18 protein-coding genes are annotated in these 18,770 nt (G+C 58.7%); 10 read left to right on the top strand and 8 right to left on the bottom strand.

Annotated elements, in window-relative coordinates:
- Position 1: 1 nt before the first annotated feature.
- Positions 2 to 1,129, bottom strand: coding sequence for a DNA cytosine methyltransferase (locus tag QN358_RS04945; RefSeq protein WP_323511757.1), 1,128 nt, complete (start codon positions 1,127 to 1,129; stop codon positions 2 to 4).
- 334 nt (positions 1,130 to 1,463) lie between these two features.
- On the opposite strand from QN358_RS04945, the gene QN358_RS04940 reads away from it, so the two are divergent.
- The 6 genes from QN358_RS04940 (at position 1,464) to QN358_RS04915 (ending at position 8,928) form a co-directional block, all read left to right on the top strand.
- Positions 1,464 to 4,022, top strand: coding sequence for a Z1 domain-containing protein (locus tag QN358_RS04940; protein WP_323511756.1), 2,559 nt, complete (start codon positions 1,464 to 1,466; stop codon positions 4,020 to 4,022).
- On the top strand, positions 4,015 to 4,968 hold the full coding sequence (locus tag QN358_RS04935; protein ID WP_323511755.1) for a PD-(D/E)XK motif protein: 954 nt from the start codon (positions 4,015 to 4,017) through the stop codon (positions 4,966 to 4,968). Before QN358_RS04940 ends, QN358_RS04935 begins: the two co-directional genes overlap by 8 nt.
- Before the next feature lie 464 nt (positions 4,969 to 5,432).
- Complete coding sequence (locus tag QN358_RS04930; RefSeq protein ID WP_323511754.1) at positions 5,433 to 6,782, top strand: hypothetical protein; 1,350 nt, start codon at positions 5,433 to 5,435, stop codon at positions 6,780 to 6,782.
- 4 nt (positions 6,783 to 6,786) lie between these two features.
- Positions 6,787 to 7,641 (top strand): hypothetical protein, encoded by an 855-nt coding sequence (locus tag QN358_RS04925; RefSeq protein ID WP_323511753.1) that lies wholly within the window; start codon positions 6,787 to 6,789, stop codon positions 7,639 to 7,641.
- Positions 7,638 to 8,366, top strand: a complete 729-nt coding sequence (locus QN358_RS04920; protein ID WP_323511752.1) for a hypothetical protein — start codon at positions 7,638 to 7,640, stop codon at positions 8,364 to 8,366. Before QN358_RS04925 ends, QN358_RS04920 begins: the two co-directional genes overlap by 4 nt.
- Positions 8,367 to 8,517: 151 nt before the next feature.
- A complete protein-coding gene (locus tag QN358_RS04915) occupies positions 8,518 to 8,928 on the top strand; it encodes a very short patch repair endonuclease (protein WP_323511751.1) in 411 nt (136 codons plus the stop codon).
- Positions 8,929 to 9,079: 151 nt separating this feature from the next.
- Here QN358_RS04915 and QN358_RS04910 read toward each other — a convergent pair whose 3' ends face one another.
- On the bottom strand, positions 9,080 to 9,829 hold the full coding sequence (locus tag QN358_RS04910) for an ATP-binding protein (protein ID WP_323511750.1): 750 nt from the start codon (positions 9,827 to 9,829) through the stop codon (positions 9,080 to 9,082).
- Complete coding sequence (gene istA / locus QN358_RS04905) at positions 9,826 to 11,382, bottom strand: IS21 family transposase (protein ID WP_323511749.1); 1,557 nt, start codon at positions 11,380 to 11,382, stop codon at positions 9,826 to 9,828. The genes QN358_RS04910 and istA overlap by 4 nt, the downstream gene beginning before the upstream one ends.
- A 186-nt stretch (positions 11,383 to 11,568) precedes the next feature.
- On the opposite strand from istA, the gene QN358_RS04900 reads away from it, so the two are divergent.
- Both QN358_RS04900 and QN358_RS04895 read left to right on the top strand, forming a co-directional pair.
- On the top strand, positions 11,569 to 11,889 hold the full coding sequence (locus tag QN358_RS04900; protein WP_323511748.1) for a nucleotide pyrophosphohydrolase: 321 nt from the start codon (positions 11,569 to 11,571) through the stop codon (positions 11,887 to 11,889).
- The gene (locus tag QN358_RS04895; RefSeq protein WP_323511747.1) at positions 11,876 to 12,511 is read left to right on the top strand and encodes a GIY-YIG nuclease family protein; all 636 of its coding nucleotides are present in this window, start codon (positions 11,876 to 11,878) and stop codon (positions 12,509 to 12,511) included. The genes QN358_RS04900 and QN358_RS04895 overlap by 14 nt, the downstream gene beginning before the upstream one ends.
- A gap of 230 nt (positions 12,512 to 12,741) precedes the next feature.
- Here the strand turns inward: QN358_RS04895 and QN358_RS04890 are convergent, their stop codons facing one another.
- From QN358_RS04890 to QN358_RS04870, 5 genes are all read right to left on the bottom strand, one after another.
- Entirely contained in the window at positions 12,742 to 13,704 is a 963-nt protein-coding gene (locus QN358_RS04890) for a hypothetical protein (protein ID WP_323511746.1), read from the bottom strand.
- A 1-nt stretch (position 13,705) separates the two neighbouring features.
- Positions 13,706 to 14,047, bottom strand: coding sequence for a GntR family transcriptional regulator (locus QN358_RS04885; RefSeq protein WP_323511804.1), 342 nt, complete (start codon positions 14,045 to 14,047; stop codon positions 13,706 to 13,708).
- A 36-nt stretch (positions 14,048 to 14,083) separates the two neighbouring features.
- Entirely contained in the window at positions 14,084 to 15,076 is a 993-nt protein-coding gene (locus tag QN358_RS04880) for a sporulation-delaying protein SdpB family protein (RefSeq protein WP_323511745.1), read from the bottom strand.
- The gene (locus tag QN358_RS04875; protein ID WP_323511744.1) at positions 15,061 to 15,585 is read right to left on the bottom strand and encodes an SdpA family antimicrobial peptide system protein; all 525 of its coding nucleotides are present in this window, start codon (positions 15,583 to 15,585) and stop codon (positions 15,061 to 15,063) included. Before QN358_RS04875 ends, QN358_RS04880 begins: the two co-directional genes overlap by 16 nt.
- Positions 15,586 to 15,710: 125 nt before the next feature.
- Entirely contained in the window at positions 15,711 to 16,322 is a 612-nt protein-coding gene (locus QN358_RS04870) for a hypothetical protein (RefSeq protein WP_323511743.1), read from the bottom strand.
- Positions 16,323 to 16,638: 316 nt separating this feature from the next.
- On the opposite strand from QN358_RS04870, the gene QN358_RS04865 reads away from it, so the two are divergent.
- Both QN358_RS04865 and QN358_RS04860 read left to right on the top strand, forming a co-directional pair.
- The gene (locus QN358_RS04865) at positions 16,639 to 17,628 is read left to right on the top strand and encodes an ABC transporter ATP-binding protein (RefSeq protein WP_323511742.1); all 990 of its coding nucleotides are present in this window, start codon (positions 16,639 to 16,641) and stop codon (positions 17,626 to 17,628) included.
- Positions 17,625 to 18,668: an ABC transporter permease gene (locus QN358_RS04860; RefSeq protein WP_323511741.1), complete on the top strand. Its 1,044-nt coding sequence runs from the start codon at positions 17,625 to 17,627 to the stop codon at positions 18,666 to 18,668. Before QN358_RS04865 ends, QN358_RS04860 begins: the two co-directional genes overlap by 4 nt.
- The last annotated feature ends 102 nt before the right edge of the window (positions 18,669 to 18,770 follow it).

Genomic DNA, 18,770 nt, shown 5'->3' with positions numbered 1-18,770 from the left:
GTCATAGAAATTTGAGCAAGTGGCGCCCGATCGCCGCTCCGAGTGGAATGGGAACGGCGTTGCCGATCTGGCGAGCGATTTCGGTCTTGCTACCCATGAACTTGAAATCTTCGGGGAAGCCCTGCAAAGTAGCCGCCTCATAATGCGTGATGGCTCGGTGCTCAGTGGGGTGCAAGTAGCGACCCTTTTCGGGCTTGAAGAATTCTGTGCGAATGGTGACCGATGGCTTGTTTTTGTGAAGGCGACCCATGACATCCGCGGTGCCGCTTCTATGCTTCTTCCAACATGGAGGTAGAAGTTCCTCGTCGATCTGGAATCGGTTGCCACCTTCGGAGATGCAGGCGAAGCGATCGAGCGAGAGCTTCGAATAATTGCGTGTGACATGTAGTTCTCGCGGGAAGTACGGCCCGGCGAGGGTTCGGCCGCCAAGGATCGACTGTCTACGCTCGGGGAGTTCGATCTGGGTGACTCGATCACTGATCCCACGTTCAAGAAAAGCGGTGGACACGGCAACGTGTGATAGCGGCCGATCTGGGCCATGAGTCGGTTCAGGGAACCCTGGGAAAACTTGGTCGTCACGCCATCCGATGATCACTGTTCGTTTTCGAGCTTGCGGGGCACCGAAATCTGCTGAATTCAGAACCCGGTGATCAAACGAGTAATTGTGAAGGAGTCCATCTTCGCTGGTTTCGCGTTGAAAGTCGGCAAACTGAGATGACTTCGCGAAGGCGGCCACATTTTCGACAACAAAGAACTTCGGCTGCGCTCGCCGGACCGTTTCTGCGTATTCATGCCAGAGGAAGTTACGCACATCTTCAACGTCTTGTTTGCCGAGTGTAGAGAACCCTTGGCACGGCGGTCCGCCGATTACGAGGTCAACGACAGGAACGTCTTCGTCGCGAAGCCATTCCTGTATTGAACCGGCGTATACCGTGTCCACACCGTGGTTTGCGGCGTAGGTGGATGCTGCCGCCAAGTCCATCTCGACTGCGCGGACGGTCATGTAGCGCTTTGAAGCCTCGTTGAAGCCAGCACTCAATCCGCCCGCCCCGGAAAACAGATCGAGCACACTGATAGTACCGATCTCCGCATGTGAGCCTGCAGTTAGCCCGGGCGAAATAGTCATCATTGAGTACTGTACCTGGGTAGCTGGTGCGAAGGCCCGTCTTCGTCGCGCGTCGAACAGAACGCGCTTCGGAGTGTTCGCACCTTGAGGAAGTATCCGTCCTCCTCAAATCATCAGCATGCCGGGGCGAGCATCGGCGTCGCTCCCCGGGTTGGCTGTCGTTGGCCGCATTCTGATTCGAAAAAGCAGTGAAACGATGTGCGGTAACTCCGCTGTCCGGTCCCACCTGAATTATCTAGATTTGCCCATGCGCGACAGCTAGATGCGCCAATTGCCGAGCGGCTGTAAGGCGTAGTTGAGGGCTAAGCTGTGTTTCGTCAGAGGAGACGGGGATTTGGTGTCTGATTTCTATCCGATGTTCGCGGGGTGGGCAAAGAAGTTCGGTGTTGATCAAGCGGTTGAGAAAGTCGGCTCGCTGGTGCGCACTATCGGCGGAGACATGGCCGTCGTTGATGAGATGGCGCTTCAGTACGAAGCGGACGTTGCGAAGATCCAGTCGGGAGGTCCGGCAATCATCGCAGCGGGCCAGCCGAAGTGGTACAGCGGGCCATCCGAGGGTTCCGTCTACTGGCCACCGGTGCGGGACTACTTCATAAACGAAGAAGTTTGGCCCGTCGAACGCATGGGCCAGCTAGACAATTCGAGCAATGTCGTCGTCGCACACACCCCGCGGACCGATTCAAGCACTTTCAGCTCACAAGGTCTTGTTGTCGGATACGTGCAGAGCGGTAAAACTACCAATTTCATCTCAGTAATCGCGAAGATGGCCGACGAAGATTACCGACTGATCATCGTCTTATCTGGAGTGCACAACGGGCTTCGGAAACAGACACAGCAACGCTTATCCCGCCAGCTCAGTGAGACACTGCCCGAAAAATGGAAGCTGTTGACGGATGAAACCCGTGACTTTCATGCGCCACCGGGGAACCCGCTCGCAACTCTGACGTCAGATCAGACAGCGGTCGCTGTGGTCAAGAAGAATGCTGCAGTTCTAAAGCGCCTGGTTACTTGGCTGGAGCTCCAGCCTTCCCAGCAGGCTTTGAGGCAATTGCCCGTCCTCATAATCGACGACGAGGCCGACCAAGCTTCGGTCGCGACGAAGTCGATAAATCCACTAATACGCCGGCTACTCAAGGTCGCAAAAAAGCGAACCTACATTGGTTACACGGCCACGCCTTTCGCAAATGTATTCATCGACCCGGCGTCAGAGGACCTGTACCCGAACGACTTTATTCTGAACCTTCCGCGCCCAGAGGGCTACTTCGGACCGGAGAAGATCTTCGGTCGCGACATTGTCGAGGGCGAGGACGATCTTCCGGACGCTGAGGGTCGCAACATGATAAGGATCGTTCCCCCCGAGACCCTGAACCTGCTTAGGCCGGTATCCCCGGCCGATGTCCCCGGCTTCGCTCCCTCTTTGACCAATGAACTGAAAGATGCGATCCTCTGGTTCTGGTTTGCGACGGCAATCCGCAGGTATCGCAACGATGCTGGACACAGCACGATGTTGGTGCACGTTTCCGAAAGAATTGCTGTTCAAGAGTCGTATCGGTTGCCAATTGGCGAGTACCGCGATCGCGTTTTGCGGCAGCTTCTGGACGAGGACACGAATACACTCGACGAATTGAGGCGGGTTTGGGATCGCGAAACGGAGGCTGTACCCGTTCCGAGCGGCGTGGGCAGCGTACCTTCATTCGACGCAGCGGTTGAGCTCCTACCCTCGATTATCGAATCGTCGAAAGTCATCGTCGATAATTTTCGAAGCAAGGACCGGCTGCAGTATGGGGAAGAGCCCCAGATCGCTATCGCGGTGGGTGGAAATACCCTTTCTCGGGGACTGACACTCGAAGGTCTGGTTGTGAGCTTTTTCATCAGGACCGCACGAGCCTACGACACGCTACTGCAGATGGGTCGTTGGTTCGGCTTCCGGCCTGGATACGAAGACTTACCTCGAATTTGGATGACAGAGGAGCTCAGGTTAAATTTTCGTCATCTTGCTTCGGTCGAGGCCGAAATGAGGCTCGACATCGACGGGTACCAAAAAGTGGGACTCACCCCGCTTGATGTGGCGGTGAAGATCCGCACTCATCCCGCACTCCAAATCACCGCAAAGATGGGCGCAGCTCAGCCCCAATACATCTCTTTCGCGGGGCGGCGCCTACAGACAAGGTTCTTTCGTTCAGAGGATCGGGATTGGCTGCGCAGCAATAGGACTGCCGCAGATCGCTTGATCAGGGCCGCGACCCAGTTCGGAGTGGTGGATCGAGGGAACGGACGTGTACTCGTCCGTGACGTGCCGGCGAGGCTCGTCCTTGATTTCTTTGACTCCTACCAAGTTCATGAGGACTCTCCGGACCTCGAATCGGCACTCGTCGCAAAGTACATTCGCAGCCAGACTTCCTCGGGCGGCGGGCTCGACTATTGGACGATAGCGATCGTTGAGAGCGATGCGGGCGAGATCCTGCTCGGCGACGTTCAAGTGAGCGGCGTCACGCGATCGAAGTTGAACGACGGGCGTCCCGAGAGGGCCGACATCAAGACTTTGATGAGCAAGCAGGATCGGGTTCTCGACCTCGACGTGTCTACCGCGGATGCGAAGGCGCTTGCGGAGCCGCAGTTGATGCAGCTTAGAAATGACGACCCGGTGCACAGAGGGCGGGGCTTGCTGGTCATCTATCCCATCGAACCTACAAGTCCGCCGCTCGCAAGTGGAGGCGATCGGGTCGAGCTAAATGCTGCGGATTGGGTGATCGGAATTGGTGTGGTGTTCCCCGGCCAAGCATCACCTAAGACTCGACTCGCCGCTACCCACGTCGCGGTTTCCCTAGAGAACGTGTCGCTCATCGAGGAGTCCGAAGCGTACGAGACCGATACCGAGGAACCGCTCGATGCCTGAGCTGGGCTTGACGACGATACGAGCAGCCTGGGAGCTACTCAATCGGCCCACGGAATCCGAGCTGAATTCGTTTCCGCTTGAAGTAGACGATTTAGAGGTGCGAGTGGCGGTCGATTCGAACGACGGACGCCACCTGCTCGTCGAACTGTTAACAGACGTATTTCAGCCCGGGACAGGCCAACACCTCAGTGAGTCGATTAGAAGCCTGAAATTTGGCGACGACGTAAGGACGTATCTTGACATATCCGTGGCGGACCCGAGGTTAACGCCAGAATTCGACATGCTCATCGTGGATGTCTTGAGCGAAGAGGAGATCTCGGCTATTCGGGTCCACGAGGCTTTGGATCGGTGGCGAACGTTGTTTCGTCTTCTGGCACTCCGAATTATGCCGAGGGAGCGGATCCTTGGTCTTGCTGGCGAGCTTTTTCTTTTGCGAGCCATGCTTTTGAAGCGGCCTGACTTGGTTGCTGCGTGGAAGGGTCCGGCTGGTGGGATACATGATTTCGAGATTGATCGAGCCTGCATCGAAGTGAAGTCTGTAACACCGCGCTCCGCCAGCGTTACGATTCACGGTTTGAAGCAGCTGGAAATCGATCGAGCCGTTCCTCTACTTCTCGTGACATGCGTGTTTGAAGAGGTAGTCGGCGGCCCAACAATCGCTGATCGGATCGAGGAAATCCGTGGCTTGGCCGTCAATCAGCTGGCCTTCGAAGAGGCCCTGCGCCGATCTGGTTGGACAGACGCGTCGGCACCAGGGCCGCGTTTTGAACTGATCGATGCCTTCGTAGTGCGAGTTGGGCTGGATACTCCCCGTCTTCTTCCTGCCGAGTCGGACGGGGTTCCAGTGGGTATCATCGGTGCAGAGTATGAGATCGACCTCGAGCGGTTGCGTTTGTTAGCTGACGAAATGTCACCGGAGTCGATGATCGCCGAGCTTCTCTCGTGACTGGAAAGTGGTGGTCTCAGCCATTCGCTGAGGAGGGGTCCGCGACCGCGGACGGAATTTTGCGCCAACTCGGTCGTCCAGGGCTAGACGAGTTGACCGTGCTCGTTCGTGAAGCCGCTCAAAACAGCTGGGACGCTCGTGCTAACAGTCGCGTCGATTTCTCGGTGGGTTTGCGGCGGTTGGGCGAACAGTCGACAGCGTGGTCCGAAGCATTTGGTACTGGAATTCCAGCCCTGTCAGTTAACGGCTTCGAGAACGCGCTCGGCCCGCAAAGTCACGTTATCCGAATATCGGATCGCGGCACCGTGGGATTGCGCGGGCCAATCCGTGCGAGCGTACCTCCGAAGGCGGGGGAAGGAAACGATTTCGTACAATTCCTCCGAAACGTCGGGGAGCCCCGCGACTCGGCGTTGGGAGGGGGAACGTACGGCTTCGGCAAAGGAATTCTTTACCGGGTGAGCCGAATGAGCTCAATCCTTGTTGACACGCGCACGATCGTCGAAGGGCGACTCCAACGTCGTCTGATGGCGGCTTCGCTAGGGCGGCGCTTCGATCGAGACGACGTACGGTTCACCGGGCGACACTGGTGGGGGGCGATCGCCGATGATGGAATTCCTGACCCGCTTATAGACGAAGAGGCGCAAGTGCTTGGGTCTCTACTCGGACTGGCGGGATTCAGCGGAGATGATACGGGGACCGACGTGTATATACTCGACGCAGACTTCGGCGTAGCGCTAGACGACAGCGACGATGACCCGGTCGAACCCACGCCGGAAGAGGCGGCAAAATTCATAGCCTCCGCCATATCTTGGAATCTGTGGCCCAAGATGATCGGGAATCCGGCAGGAATGTCCTTCCACGTTGATCTCGACGGTACAGCCATTCCCATCCCCGATCCGACAACGGATGCTCAGTTGCGACCCTTTACTAAGGCGCTCGAGATGGTCCGGTCCGGCGGCGGTCATCAATACAGGAGAGCCGCGTATGGGGAGATTGGACGTCTAGCCGTCGAGACAGAATTGATTATTCCTGGTGTGCTCGGGTCAACTGATTCGAAGGCCAGAGCGTTCGAGGGTCCGAGTCACCATGTTGCCAGGATGCGTGATGCAGAGCTAATCGTCGACTACATTGAGGGCCCCGCTCCGGTGGATGTCGCGATCAAGTACGGAGGCGTTTTCCGCGCGTCACAGCAAGCGGACGACGAGTTCGCAGCTGCTGAGCCTCCCACACATGACAACTGGGTCGAGCAAGGTCTTTCGCCATCCGCCCTTTCGATTGTCCGAGGAGCTCGGCAGTGGATTCGTGGACGCTTACGCACCATGTACGAGCAAACTGCTCCTTCTGGCACTGCGATCGGCGGCTTGGGGGCTCTTTCTAGCCGGCTTGCCATACTCGCGCCTGCACTTACTGCTGGAGGCGCGGGCCCTGAGACGGAACGAGGACCGCGAGAGGGTGGTGGGGGTAGGGGCTCGAGTGGCCGAACGCCCACAATCCGCATAGGCCCACCTCACCTGGAGGATCGCGGTGGCACTCGGGTAATTGTGACGGAGGTGTCACTCGCAGGTGTCGACCGCCAACGCCGTCTCACCTGCAGCCCTGCCGTCGTAGTGGATGGAGGACGGGAGAGTAATCTCCCCGTAGGTCTGAGCATGCCGCGCGTTCTCAGTTGGGAAACCGGCGATGGTCAGGTTCTGGTCCTCGGAGAGACCTTCGACGTTGTCAGCGGCACTCCCGACAATGTGGTTGTCGTTGTGGAGTTACTACCGGACGTCGTTACCCGCATCGATGTAAAGGAATCCGGACTGCATGCGTGAGGTCATGCCCTTCTACGTGCCTGCGGACGAGCTCGTTGCAATGTCAACCTGGGAACTTGATGGATTACCCGTGCCTGATTTCTTGGAGGGTTGGGATCCCCAAACCGACCTTGTAATATCCAGCCGCATTACCATTCAACTTGAAAGTTTCCTTGCTGAGGCGCGTGTTCCTGCCGATACGAAGTTGAAGCTCACGGTTTCCTGGTCAAGCTCGACTTCTGGCATGGGCGCTTCCGCATTCACCTCGATCTTGTCGTCGGCGCAGTCTGTGACGGTCACACTGCCTGGCGAGCGCCTCGGGGGCACCTTGGCGATCCGCAGCACCATAACGCTGGCGGAGAATCGTCAGCCATCCCAGCTGGGCGAGGTTTTCCGCGCTGGATCAGTCTTATGGAATAGCGTCACTTCCGTCCGGCTGGATGGGCACGGTTCGATGTTTCCCATCGGAGTCGCCGACTTCGCTGGCACGCCATACGGGCCCTACGCCAGTTGGCACCTTCAGGTGTCCGATGAGCTTGATGCTCCTTTTCTCGGAACCTTCCTCCTTCTGATAAATTCGCGGGATATTTCATTGGTCGACGCGATCAATCAGAAGAAGCCATCTACGACGAGCACGCAGCTCGTGAACGAACTCGAGGCGGGAGTAGCGTCGCTAATGATCGAGCTCGCATTACGACTTGAAGACGCTAACCTCGAGCCCCTTTCTGAGGATTCCGTCGGAAGCGTTTTGGGGCGCTACCTTCGAATGGCACATGCGGAGGGGCTGACTGCAGGACTTCGTACAGACGACCCCAGCCGATTTCGCTCAATCGTTGAAAGTGTCGTACGTGCCCAGGGACACGGGCGGACTTTCGAGTGACAATCTTGCTCCCGCGGCTTCCATCTGGCATAGCATCGGTTCTTTTCGAAGAGGGGCTGGGCAAGCTCGCTCCGGCCACGTTCCATCCTGCTCAGGTATATTCACCCATCGGAGGCAGCCGGGCCACGCAGGACGAATTGCGAAACGCACGGCATCAAGTCGTCGATCTCGCGGTGGGGTTCGGCTTCCCGGAAACCGCGTCGGAAACGCGTCGGATCGCGTTTGACCGCGGCGCAGCGGCGGTCGTGGTGGGTGCTTTCGACCTGACCTGGGCCGAAGCTGGAGCAAGGGATGTCTGGTCGTTCTTGTCTTTAGTGCTTCTCCCCGACGTCACCCATTGGCGGTTCCCCCAGAGCACCAACCGCGAGAGATGGATCGCGACAGACCTGACAAGACACACGTGGAGCCGGCTGTGGTGGCAGGCTACCGTCTTCGGTGGAGCAGAAGATATACTTCTTGACCTCACAGAGAGCGATCTAAATCAACTGCTCGAGCGTAGATCCATTGGAGGCGATCCCCGTTTGGTGCAAGCTTTAGGGCGAGCGGTGGTCCAGGATACAAACCTCGTTGCTCGTCGGGAGCTGATTCGCGACTCCAGTGCGCGTATTCGTCGCCGTCTTGCCTTCCTTGATATGAGATCGCTCGAGGATGCGCAGGTGACCGAGATGTGCAAAGAGATAGTCGCCGAGAGCGCGCGGGCCATCCTCGACTCTAAAAAACAATAAATTGTCGCCTCAGCGTGGAGGGTGGGTCTGCGAGCGGTCTCAGACTTTTTCCCTCAAGGGCTAGCGCCTCGCGTGCGTTACCTGGGACCTCATTTGTATCAGCGTGTGGTGCTCCCTTCACAGAGCAGCTGGCTGAGATTAGTGTGGGAGCGTGTCTTGGGCAAGTAGTTCTGGCGTTCGACGTTCGATGCGAAGTAACCGGGCACGAGACACTGGCCCTGAGCTACGAATCAGACGAACGCTGCATGCCCAAGGTTTGCGCTACCGAGTCGACTGGCGACCCGAGGCGGTGCTCCGCACGAGGGCCGATATTGCCTTTCCGAGGCAACGGCTACTGATATTCGTCGATGGTTGCTTTTGGCATGGGTGCCCAACTCACGCTTCCTATCCACAAACTCACTTTGAGTACTGGATCCCCAAACTCTCCCGAAACAAGGAGCGGGATCGTGATTCGACGGTTTTGCTGGAACAGTTGGGTTGGCGTGTTCTCCGATTCTGGGAGCATGAATCCCCCGAATCAGTAGTCGAGACGATCGCGATTGCATTGACTGGCACCAACTGACCGAATTGGTGAGATCTTGGGCCGAAAAGTAGGTTGCATGAGTATTTGATGCTTTGAGCCCCACCTGATCGTGTGGTTAGGCACCATCGATCGTGCAGGTCAGCACCAGTGCTGGCGTGGTTTCGGCACCACTGGTGCTGACCCGCGGGGGTTACGTGGTGGCGAGGGCGGTGTGTTCGCGCATGTTGTAGTTGCCGGTCTCGACCGTGATGGTGTTGTGAATGATGCGGTCCATGATCGCGTCGGCGTGTACTCCTGAGCCGAGGCGTTGGTGCCAGTCTTTCTGCTGGTATTGGGTGCAGAACACTGTTGATGTTTCGCCGTAGCGTCGTTCCATCAGCTCGAGCAGCATGCCGCGCATTGACTCTGTGGGGCGGTCCAGTAGCCATTCGTCGATGACGAGCAGTGTGAAGGAGGCGTATTTCCGGAGGAATTTGCCGCTGCCGCCGGTGGTGTCTTGCGCGGCGACCCAGGCTTCCTCGAGGTCGGGCATGCGGACGTAGTGGGCCCGGATCCGGTGTTCGCAGGCGCGTTTGGCGATCGCGCAGCCCAGGTACGACTTCCCCGATCCTGTGAATCCTTGGAAAACGACGTTCTGCTGCCTGGTCACGAACGAGCAGCTGCCGAGCTGAGTCAAGACCTCCCGGCTGAGGCCGCGTTCGTCGAGCAGGTCGACGCGGCGCAAATCCGCGTTCGGGTACCTCAGCCCTGCCCGCCGGATCAGGCCCGCGACCTTCGAATGGGTGAAGGTCGAGTAGGCGTCATCGACGACCAATCGGACGCGCTCTTCGAACGACAAACTGATGCTGAGAGTCTCGTCTTGGGTGTTGATCGCTTCGAGCAGCTCGCCGGCGTTCATCTCGCGGAGCTTGCGCTTAGTCTCTGCATCCAGGGCGCTCATCGGGTCCCTCCGGCGTAGTAGGCGCTGCCGCGGACGTACCCGCCACCTTCGCCCTCGGGTTCGTCGGGGGCGTGGCCGGTTTTGTCTTGCCCAGTGTCGAGGATCGGCCGTAGGTGCGCGTAGCGGGGTGAACGGACCGGCCCGCGCAAAGCCAGTGCGCAGGCCGCTTCGACCCGGGTCGGGGAAAATCGGCGCGACAGCCGCAGCACGGCCAGCGCGGGGTCGTAGCCTGCTTCCTCGATGGGCGCGGCTTCGAAGATCTTGCTGGTGACCGTCACCGTAGCCGGCCCAATCCGGGCTGCCCATTCCTCGATCCTGGCCCGGTCCCATGCCTGGAAACTGCGCCCCTCGGGAAGGTCGGCGTCGTTCGTCTGATACTGGTTCGCCATGCTGGCCGGCAGCAGGAGGTGGCAGGTCAGCCGTTCATCGCCCCGGTACACTTCCAGCATCGTCTCGGTCACGCGAAGATCAACACTGGCGCCGATGTGGCTGAACGGAACGGAGTAGAAGTTCCTCGCCCACACCACGTGGGCGTTCTTGTTCACCTTGCGTTTATAGGCCCAGGTGCTGATCTCGAACGGGGCCGCGGGCAATGAGTGCATCAGCGGCTTCTCCTCGGTCATGAACACGCTCAGCCGGGAGCCGTCTCGTTTCTGGAACGGCTCCCGGTTATACGCGCCGATCTGCTCTCGGATCCGGGTCCGTAACTGCGGCAACGACGTGAACTGCTCCTGACGCAAACCCGCGATCACCCACGTCGCGACATGAGAGACCGCGTTCTCAACACTGGCCTTATCCTTCGGCGCTCGGACCCTACCCGGCAATACCGCGGCCGAGTAGTGCGCCGCCAACTCCCGATACGCGTCGTTCAGCACGACCTCACCCTCACGAGGGTGGGAAATCACCCCTGTCTTCAGATTGTCGGGCACCAGACGCGGGACAGTGCCGCCGAAGAAGGCAAACATCGCCGTGTGGGCCCGCAACCACGAATCCTGCCGCATATCCAACGTGGCCTGCACGAACGCATACCGGCTGAACGGCAGACACGCGACGAACAGGAACACCTTCGACATCTCGCCCGTTGTCGGATCCAACAGCTGCATCGTGGGCCCGGACCAATCGACCTCGACACTGCGGCCGGCCTTATGACCGACCCGCGACGTCGCACCCGACACAGCCGCATACTCGCCGTACAGGCGACAGAACCGGTCATAACTCATGACCGCCTGACCCGCCCGGGAACACGTGTCCACATACTCCTGATGCAGCAGCTTCAACGTCACCCCGACCCGGGCCAGCTCGACGTGGACCCGCGGCCAGTCCGGTTGCGCGAAGACACTCTCCCGAACTCCACGACCAGGAAACAGAATCGAATATGTCTCGGCCTCCGACAACTCCGCGACGTCATCCCAGCCCATGCCCAGCCGCTCCGCTGCGTCGAGCACCGCCTGGATACTATGCCGCGATATCCCCTGAGCCGACTCGATCGCTCGCCGCGACAAGCCCTGATTACGCAGCTGCAACACGAGCTTCGCTTTGATCTTCCGTACCATTACCGGTACTCCTCCCACCACGCGGCCATCACATGGTGGAAGGAGCCTTTCAGGTGGTGCTCGACCACACCGATACTGGGGCTGAACGACGCAAACCAGACACCTGAACAAGGGTGCTCACCCGCATCGAAAGCGGTGCCCACACAAGCGGATACTCATGCAGGCTGGCGCTGCTAGATTGACGGCATGGACGATGGGTCGCTTCAGGACGAGCTTGCCGGGTTTGTTGCAGAGCGGGATTGGGCCCAGTTTCACAGCCCAGAGAACCTCGCGAAGAGCATCGCCATCGAGGCGGGGGAGCTGCTGGAGTGCTTCCAGTGGAGCGCCGAGGCTGACCCCGAGCGAGTGAAGGAAGAGCTGGCCGACGTTCTGACGTATTGCATGCTTCTTGCGCAGCGGATCGGGGCGGATCCGGAACAGATCGTGCGCGACAAGCTGGCCATCACTCGCGAGAAGTATCCGGTCGAGAAGTCACGAGGGCGAAGCGCGAAGTATGACGCCCTTTGACATCACGTCGTTCAGGCTGACGAGCGATGAGATCAGCGCCTGGGTGCCCCTTGATCGTCGTTATAAGAACTGGCCGGTGGTTTATGTGCTCGACAATGCGGATGCGGTGCGAGGGCGGCCGAGCATCCGGAATCAAAGCGTCAGTGACGTGTATGTCGGCGAATCGCTGAACGCTGCTGCGCGGATGCGTCAGCATCTCGATTCTGACGCGAAGAAGCACCTCACGACGGTGAGGGTGATCATCGATGAGACGTTCAACAAGTCGGTGTGTCTTGATTTGGAGTCGTACCTGATCCGGATGCTCGCCGGCGACGGTGTGTACCAGGTGCTCAATCGCAACGATGGCATCACGGAGTCGGCGTATTACGAGCGGGAGCGGTACGAGGAAAGTTTCGAGCAGGTTTTCGAGCAGCTCAAGAACGATGGTGTGTTCATCCGGAGCATCCCTGAGATCGAGAACAGCGACCTGTTCAAGCTGTCGCCGTTCAAGGCTTTGTCGCAGGATCAGGCGGTTGCGGTCGAGGGGATTCTTGAGGGGCTGTTCATCGATCTGGAGTCGACGGCGTTGAGTACGTCGGTGATTCAGGGGGAGCCGGGCACGGGTATGACGGTGGGGCACTAGTTCGACTTGCTGGTGCCGCGTGCTGGTGATGACGGCGTTCTATGTTGGTCGAGCCCCTCTGTCATCCAGCGCTCGCGGCGTGGCCATAGACAAACGGCCACGTTGCTCCGATCGAGACCGAATAGGAGACGAGAATCCCGGCAGCGACGAACAGTAAAGCTAGCAGGAGGATGATCAGGCCCAGCAATACCAGACCGGTTATCTTTACCGCCCTCATTCGCAGTGGCTTGTCAGTCGACTTTGCCGAGAAGTCCGCGCAGAACGGCGGCGAGCCCGTCGGAGTCGTCGACGGTGACAGCGAATCCCCGCCCGCTTTTGAGGTATACGACGATGCCTTCACCGTTCCTCAGAACGATGGCTGACCGTCCGGGTGTGATGCGGTATCCCCAGCCGCCCCAGTCGAGAGGGTGGATCTCCGTCGACTGAACGTCCGCCATTTTGTCGAGGCTGATCGTTCGGGATAAAAACGGAATGACGCGTGACGAAATGCGGAGCCCGCGGTGATCGCCGGTCACGCGCAGCCAGGCGAGTGCGGCGAAGACGAGGGTAAGCACGCCGATCGCTGCGGCAGAACTGGTGACGGCGGCGTCCCAATCGTGGTTCGAGACCGGGCCGAGCACAATGATGCCGATCGCAATGATCAGCGCCGCCAGAGCGGCCCACGCGAAGGCCGGAGTCGTCATGGTTTGGTTCCACGAGGCGCTTTCGGTCGGCGAGAGGTCGATGGGAGCGGTTCGGGTCGGCCTGCGAGCGGGCACAGGTTTTCTCGCCACGACTAACACGAGCAATCCATACAGCGGCGACGCGATGATGACCAATCCAAGTGAGCCGATAGCGGGGTGGATGTTCGGGGACACGGTGACCGCAAGACCGGCGCTGATCATCCAAATCACCGCGGCGAGCGCAGCAAAAAGCCCGCTGACGAGAAACCCGAAGCGCGACGTGTAGCTCGCAATAGGAATGGCGGCGCGAGAGACGGCGAACACGGCCGCGACCAGTGCCGTCACACCGCTGACGATGAGAACAATGATTGTGGGCTGCGTTGAGACCACTTCGTCGCCTGACCACTGCGTGGGGAGTGTTTGTGGCAAGTCGCCGCGCCAGATCAGCCACGTGATGAGGATGACGATCAGGGGAAGTGCGACCAAGCCTGCGGCCGTGATGTTTCGGAGCGAGTGTTGGGTGTTGGGCAATTTAGGTCCTATCCAGAAGGCGGATAACGTCACTTCGTGTTAAGCCGAGTGCGTGTGCTTCGTTCAGAAATTGGATGGCAAGCTGAGTTAGATGAGCGGTCTCCGGCGCGAACCGGAAGCGCACCCATGCACCCCGGCCCTGTCGCATCTCGACCACACCGTCGTCTCGGAGCCTGCTGTATGCGCGAAGAACGGTGTGCATGTTCACGTCGAGCGCCTTGGCGAGATCGCGAGCAGGCGGCAACCTTTCACCAACCCGAATGCTGTTGTCCTCGATCTGACGTCGAATCTGAATGGCAATCTGCTTGGCCAGTGGCTGACCCGAGGAGTGATCAATCCTCACTAAAACTGACACGGTGTCACTATAGCAATGAGTGAATCAGTTGGGGCCATGCATGGGCGGGACTACTTCGAGCTCAGTATTCTGTTGCGTACCATTCGACCGTTTTGAATCGATCAGCTCGGGCCGACGCATTCGAGTCATGATGGTCGTCGCCCAGGTGACAGCCCCACCCCCTGGCCAGAGGGCCAACAATAATGCGGCCCACATAGCGAACGCGAAACTCCACAATCCCATCGTGACGGCGATACCGAGATGAAAAAGTAAGCCGAAAGGCAAGAGTGCGAGCTTCACCCGTCGAGGTAAGAAGATGGAAATGCCAAGAAAGAACTCAAGCCCGAGTGGTCCCCAGGTGAAGATCGCCGCAGGAATGGGCAAGACCATCAACGCGTTGGTGATGTCGCTCAGACCGCCGGCGGGCCCGAACATGGGGTCTCTGAGCCAGTAGTAGATCGCTGTTCCGTTCAGCCACTCGGGAACGCCCAGTTTCGCTAAGCATGAGTTGAGATAAACGAAGCTCACCTGAACTTGAACGACGACGATGCTCACGTGAGCGATGAGGGCTGCGACCGGATGCTCGGAATTGCCTTCCGGCCCCGAGGTTTGCCAATGCCACCGTCGCCCGTCGGTGAGCGAGATGGGGATGAGTAGGAGCGCAAGCACGGCCGCGATCTGATCGCCGCCATCGACGACAGTAAGCGAGGACTGATTTCCGAACAGAATCCACCACATTGGAAGAGCGGTCAAACGAGGCCGCCAGCCTGAGGCGGCTACGCCGAGGATGAGAATGCTCGCCCATTTCGCGAGGTCGTGAGTATTCGCGGGTGTGAGGCACCACAGACTCATTTCGGCTGGCCCGGCGCAAAACATTCCATCGGTTCCGGCGGCCGGCCGAATCAACGTGTTCACAGAAGAGAACACGAGCGTGCTGAGACCGCAAATGGCCAGCAGGCTTCGTGCGATTCCAGCGTGCTGAGTCCAAACGGTAGCGAGGATCCACCGGTAGGCCCGATCGTTCAGCTTGTCGAACATGTCACCTCTACCAACACAACCGAGATACTTTGATCCGCCTGTCCGATGTTCGCGTAGGCCCACGGAATCGGTTCTGCCTTTGAGAGGGCCGCTTTGCCACAAATGGTCGGGTCGGGAGAGGGATTCGCAACGGTCACCCAGGCCGGGCCCGGTTTGGCCGCCAGCGTTGTAAGGCAATCGAGCGCGGATGTGCCTTCGTCGCAGTCTGTCCAGGTTCCGTTTTCGTCCAGTACGGCCTTGTAGATGATGCCCACCTCAACCCCCTGTGCTCGCGAGACACGATTCAGGCCGAACGCGAATTCGGCTCTGCTGTGCGGGTACAGGCCAGCGGCCGACCACTGCAGCCCATTCGAATAGGAATAGGGAAGTATGACGTCGTCGCGCGGCGACTTTGTGAAAAAGCCCCATTGCTCTGGAAGGATTGTTTGGACGACAGGTTTAATCGAGGTTTGCCAGGTTGAGGTGAGCACGTTGTCTGGCTGATTTGTGTCAAACACGAATGCGCTCACCCCCACCCAGAAAACAACGAGAGCCAGCGCGAGGAGTCCAAGATGGGGTGGACGATTTCCTCCGATTTCAGTCGCCCCTCCCGTCCGGGTTCGCTCACTTAGGCTTTCGCTATCAGTCACAGGGATCAGGCGAGTGCGGTGGTTACGGCTGCGATCCACTTTTCCCGCGTGAGCGTGCTCGTATCGCCAGCAGCCTTGGGCCCGGCGTACCAGAACGAAACTGCGACTGCTGCCACCTGAAGGATCGCCGCGCCAGCGTAGACGAGTGCCGCGACGGCGAACAGAACGAACTGGATGCACTGCGGAGTCGTCGCTGCGGTATTCACTTTGTCGGCGTACCCAAGTTCGAGAAGCGCGCTGTCTAGTGTCTTGCTCGTCTGCCGGAATGCGTCATCGACCTTGAGCGCGTTCCCGCTCTGGGCGAGTGCTGCAAAACGGTTGAAGAAAGTCGGGTCATCAGCGTTGATCCTCGCAACAATTCGTCCGATTTCTTGATCGACCTCGGGTGTGATGGCGACAGGGGTAGTCAGGCCGGCTAGTTTGATTGCAGCTTCGCCTTCGCCGAAGACTGCGGCGCGGAACAACTCTTCGCCACCGTACCTCGGAGAAGTGACGCTGGATGCTGTGGAGCTGGCTGACGGCGAAGCGGTCGCCGACTCGGTAGTGACGACGATGCCCCCTATAACGATCGACGCTGTGGCCGCGAGGCCAACTATGAAGTTGAGCTTTTTTCTCATTCTGAACGGTTCCTTACGACGCTCATAGCGTCGGTGGCGCGACCGAGACGCGGGGTTGATCGCGAATCGAACGCGGATTGATATCCAGACACCGTTGTCGGTACCAGGCCCCCCTAGTCGTTACAGTATTCATCTGCTGCGCCGGAACGATAAGTCCTCATTAGTGCCTACTGTTCTAGACGCACGGTTCCAATTGGGCGGTGCCATCGGTGGGATGAACGGCGTTTTGCGGCGGGGCGGCTTCGGATCGTCCCTCGCTGCCACGGAGGAGATGCCTCAGGCGTCGCCACTTGTAAGATATGAGGAATAATCGTAAATGAAGGAACTCATGCAAACAGAGGCGGTCATCACCGTTGCGGGTCTCGTGAAACGTTACGGCGAGTTCGAGGCCGTTCGCGGCGTCGATTTCGAGGTGGGCCGAGGAGAGGTTTTCGGTTTTGTTGGCCCGAACGGAGCGGGCAAGACGACTGTGATCGAGTGCATTGTCGGCCTCCGAAAGCCGACCGAAGGAACCGTCAGGGTGCTAGGAATAGATCCTTCAGCGAACCGCCCGCAGACGACCGCTCACGTTGCTGTGCAGACGCAGTCGGCAAGTCTCTTCGATACCTTGAGCGTCATTGAGACGCTGAGGCTCTTCGCATCGTTTCACCAGAACGCGCTCGATCCTGACGACGTTGTTCATCAAGTCGGACTCGATGAGGAGCGCGATCACCGATCCAAGAACCTGTCTGGGGGTCAGGCGAGACGGTTGCTCTTGGGTGTCGCTCTTGTCGGCGATCCCGAAATCGTCGTTTTAGACGAGCCCTCCGCCGGGCTGGATCCGGCGGCGCGTCAAAATCTCTGGGGGCTCATTGCTTCCCTACGGATACGAGGGGTCACCGTGCTGCTGTCCACGCATGACATGGAGGAGGCGACGTCGCTGTGCGACCGGGTTGCCATGCTTGTCGCTGGCCGGGTCGCGGCACTCGATTCGCCGGCCGAACTAATTCGTAAGAGGAGCGCCACGAGTACCGTTTCGTTCACCGTTCCGTTCAACATCGATATCGACACTCTTGCCACTCTTGCAGAGCCCGGCGGCTTGACGACATCGGTCGTTGGTGGTGCTCTTCGCGTGACGATCGTTACGTCCGACCCTGACAAGGTTCTCCGGCGAGTGACTTTCGAGCCGTCGGTCAAAGCAAGCGAATTCGATATCCGAAATGGGTCACTTCAAGACATGTTCATCGAACTGGCACGAGAGGAGTTCTCCGAGCCTGCTCAAAAGCCAGCGTCTCTCCCGTCCAGGGGGAAGCGATCCCGCTCATGAACACATCGTCAGTGCAGAGCCGTCGCTCGACTTCGCCTCTCAAGCAGCTCATCCTCACGAGCTCGCGTGAACTATTCAGAAACGTCAAGACCATCATTGCGATGCTCTTCATGTTCTTTTTCTTTCTGCTAATCATCGGTGGCATCAACATTGCAATCAACGAAAGTCGGGTCTCGCCGATTGTCAGTGTGACCGGTTCGTCGCAACTGAGCGAAGAGCTCGTTTCCGCGTTGGACGAGCAGGGCATCGTGGCAGCGAGCGGTGCACCGGACAGTTCAACGACGGCGCAAATCACGCTTTCCAACGATTCATCGACCGTGGTGCTATCCACTCCACACCCGCCTGCATGGATGCCTCTCGTCAAGGCAGTGCATTCGGTGACGGGAATCCAAACTTCGAACATCACGGTTATCGACGCTGATGGGTCTCCAGAGGTGGATCTCCTCCGCGCGAATCTTTCGACAGTATTTATTGCAGGCCTCATGGCAATTGCCTTTATGGGCACCTCGGTACCGCTTGTCGCATTACGCCAGCGGGGAACCCTCCGCCTTCTCGGTACGACTCCTGTCAGTCGTCTGGCATTCATCGTCTCCCAGACGCCCGTGCGTTTCGCGCTTGGAGTGGCGGAAGGCGTCATCATCCTCGGCATTGCAGTCAGCCAGGGGTACACCGAGTCCGTGAATTCGCTCCAGCTAGGGGTGACTTTCGTTCTCGGCCTCGCGATGCTTTTCGCTTTCGGTTACCTCTTGGGTTCTCGGGCGAAAAACACAGACTTGATCACCCAGATCACAGGCTTTCTGCCCGTCATTGTGCTTTTCACTTCAGGAACTGTGCTGCCTCCGGGCATCTACCCGCCGTTCATTTCGACTGCAATCGACTTCATACCCAGTACTTGGTTTATGCAGGCAATGAGCAGTGATCTCGCCGGCACTACGCCATTCACGAGCATCTATCTGCTGTGGGCGCTGATGGCGGGCGTCGGTGTCGCGGTCGCACTACTCGCCGCCAGACTCTTCAAATGGGACCAAGGCGACCTGTGAGTCAGGCGGCGGATCACTCCGAGACGGTGACGTCCCCTCGAGTGGTGTGCTTTCGCTTTGCCGATTGAGGTCAGTGGTTGAAGCTTAGGCGGCGATGAGTTC

Origin of the sequence: Subtercola sp. RTI3, assembly GCF_035018625.1 — a bacterium.
In the GTDB taxonomy this organism is placed as follows: Bacteria; Actinomycetota; Actinomycetes; order Actinomycetales; family Microbacteriaceae; genus Subtercola; species Subtercola vilae.
The sequence above is the reverse complement of the archived record's forward strand: the minus strand, read 5'-3'. Positions and strand labels throughout refer to the sequence as shown.

Bases quoted from the DNA above. Each gene is read 5' to 3' on its own strand.
- QN358_RS04935 (WP_323511755.1), top strand. From the start codon at position 4,015: ATGCCTGAGCTGGGCTTGACGACGATACGAGCAGCCTGGGAGCTACTC.
- QN358_RS04910 (WP_323511750.1), bottom strand. From the start codon at position 9,829: ATGAGCGCCCTGGATGCAGAGACTAAGCGCAAGCTCCGCGAGATGAAC.
- QN358_RS04945 (WP_323511757.1), bottom strand. From the start codon at position 1,129: ATGATGACTATTTCGCCCGGGCTAACTGCAGGCTCACATGCGGAGATC.
- QN358_RS04880 (WP_323511745.1), bottom strand. From the start codon at position 15,076: ATGTTCGACAAGCTGAACGATCGGGCCTACCGGTGGATCCTCGCTACC.
- istA (WP_323511749.1), bottom strand. From the start codon at position 11,382: ATGGTACGGAAGATCAAAGCGAAGCTCGTGTTGCAGCTGCGTAATCAG.
- QN358_RS04865 (WP_323511742.1), top strand. From the start codon at position 16,639: ATGAAGGAACTCATGCAAACAGAGGCGGTCATCACCGTTGCGGGTCTC.
- QN358_RS04930 (WP_323511754.1), top strand. From the start codon at position 5,433: ATGAGCTCAATCCTTGTTGACACGCGCACGATCGTCGAAGGGCGACTC.
- QN358_RS04895 (WP_323511747.1), top strand. From the start codon at position 11,876: ATGACGCCCTTTGACATCACGTCGTTCAGGCTGACGAGCGATGAGATC.
- QN358_RS04925 (WP_323511753.1), top strand. From the start codon at position 6,787: ATGCCCTTCTACGTGCCTGCGGACGAGCTCGTTGCAATGTCAACCTGG.
- QN358_RS04900 (WP_323511748.1), top strand. From the start codon at position 11,569: ATGGACGATGGGTCGCTTCAGGACGAGCTTGCCGGGTTTGTTGCAGAG.
- QN358_RS04870 (WP_323511743.1), bottom strand. From the start codon at position 16,322: ATGAGAAAAAAGCTCAACTTCATAGTTGGCCTCGCGGCCACAGCGTCG.
- QN358_RS04860 (WP_323511741.1), top strand. From the start codon at position 17,625: ATGAACACATCGTCAGTGCAGAGCCGTCGCTCGACTTCGCCTCTCAAG.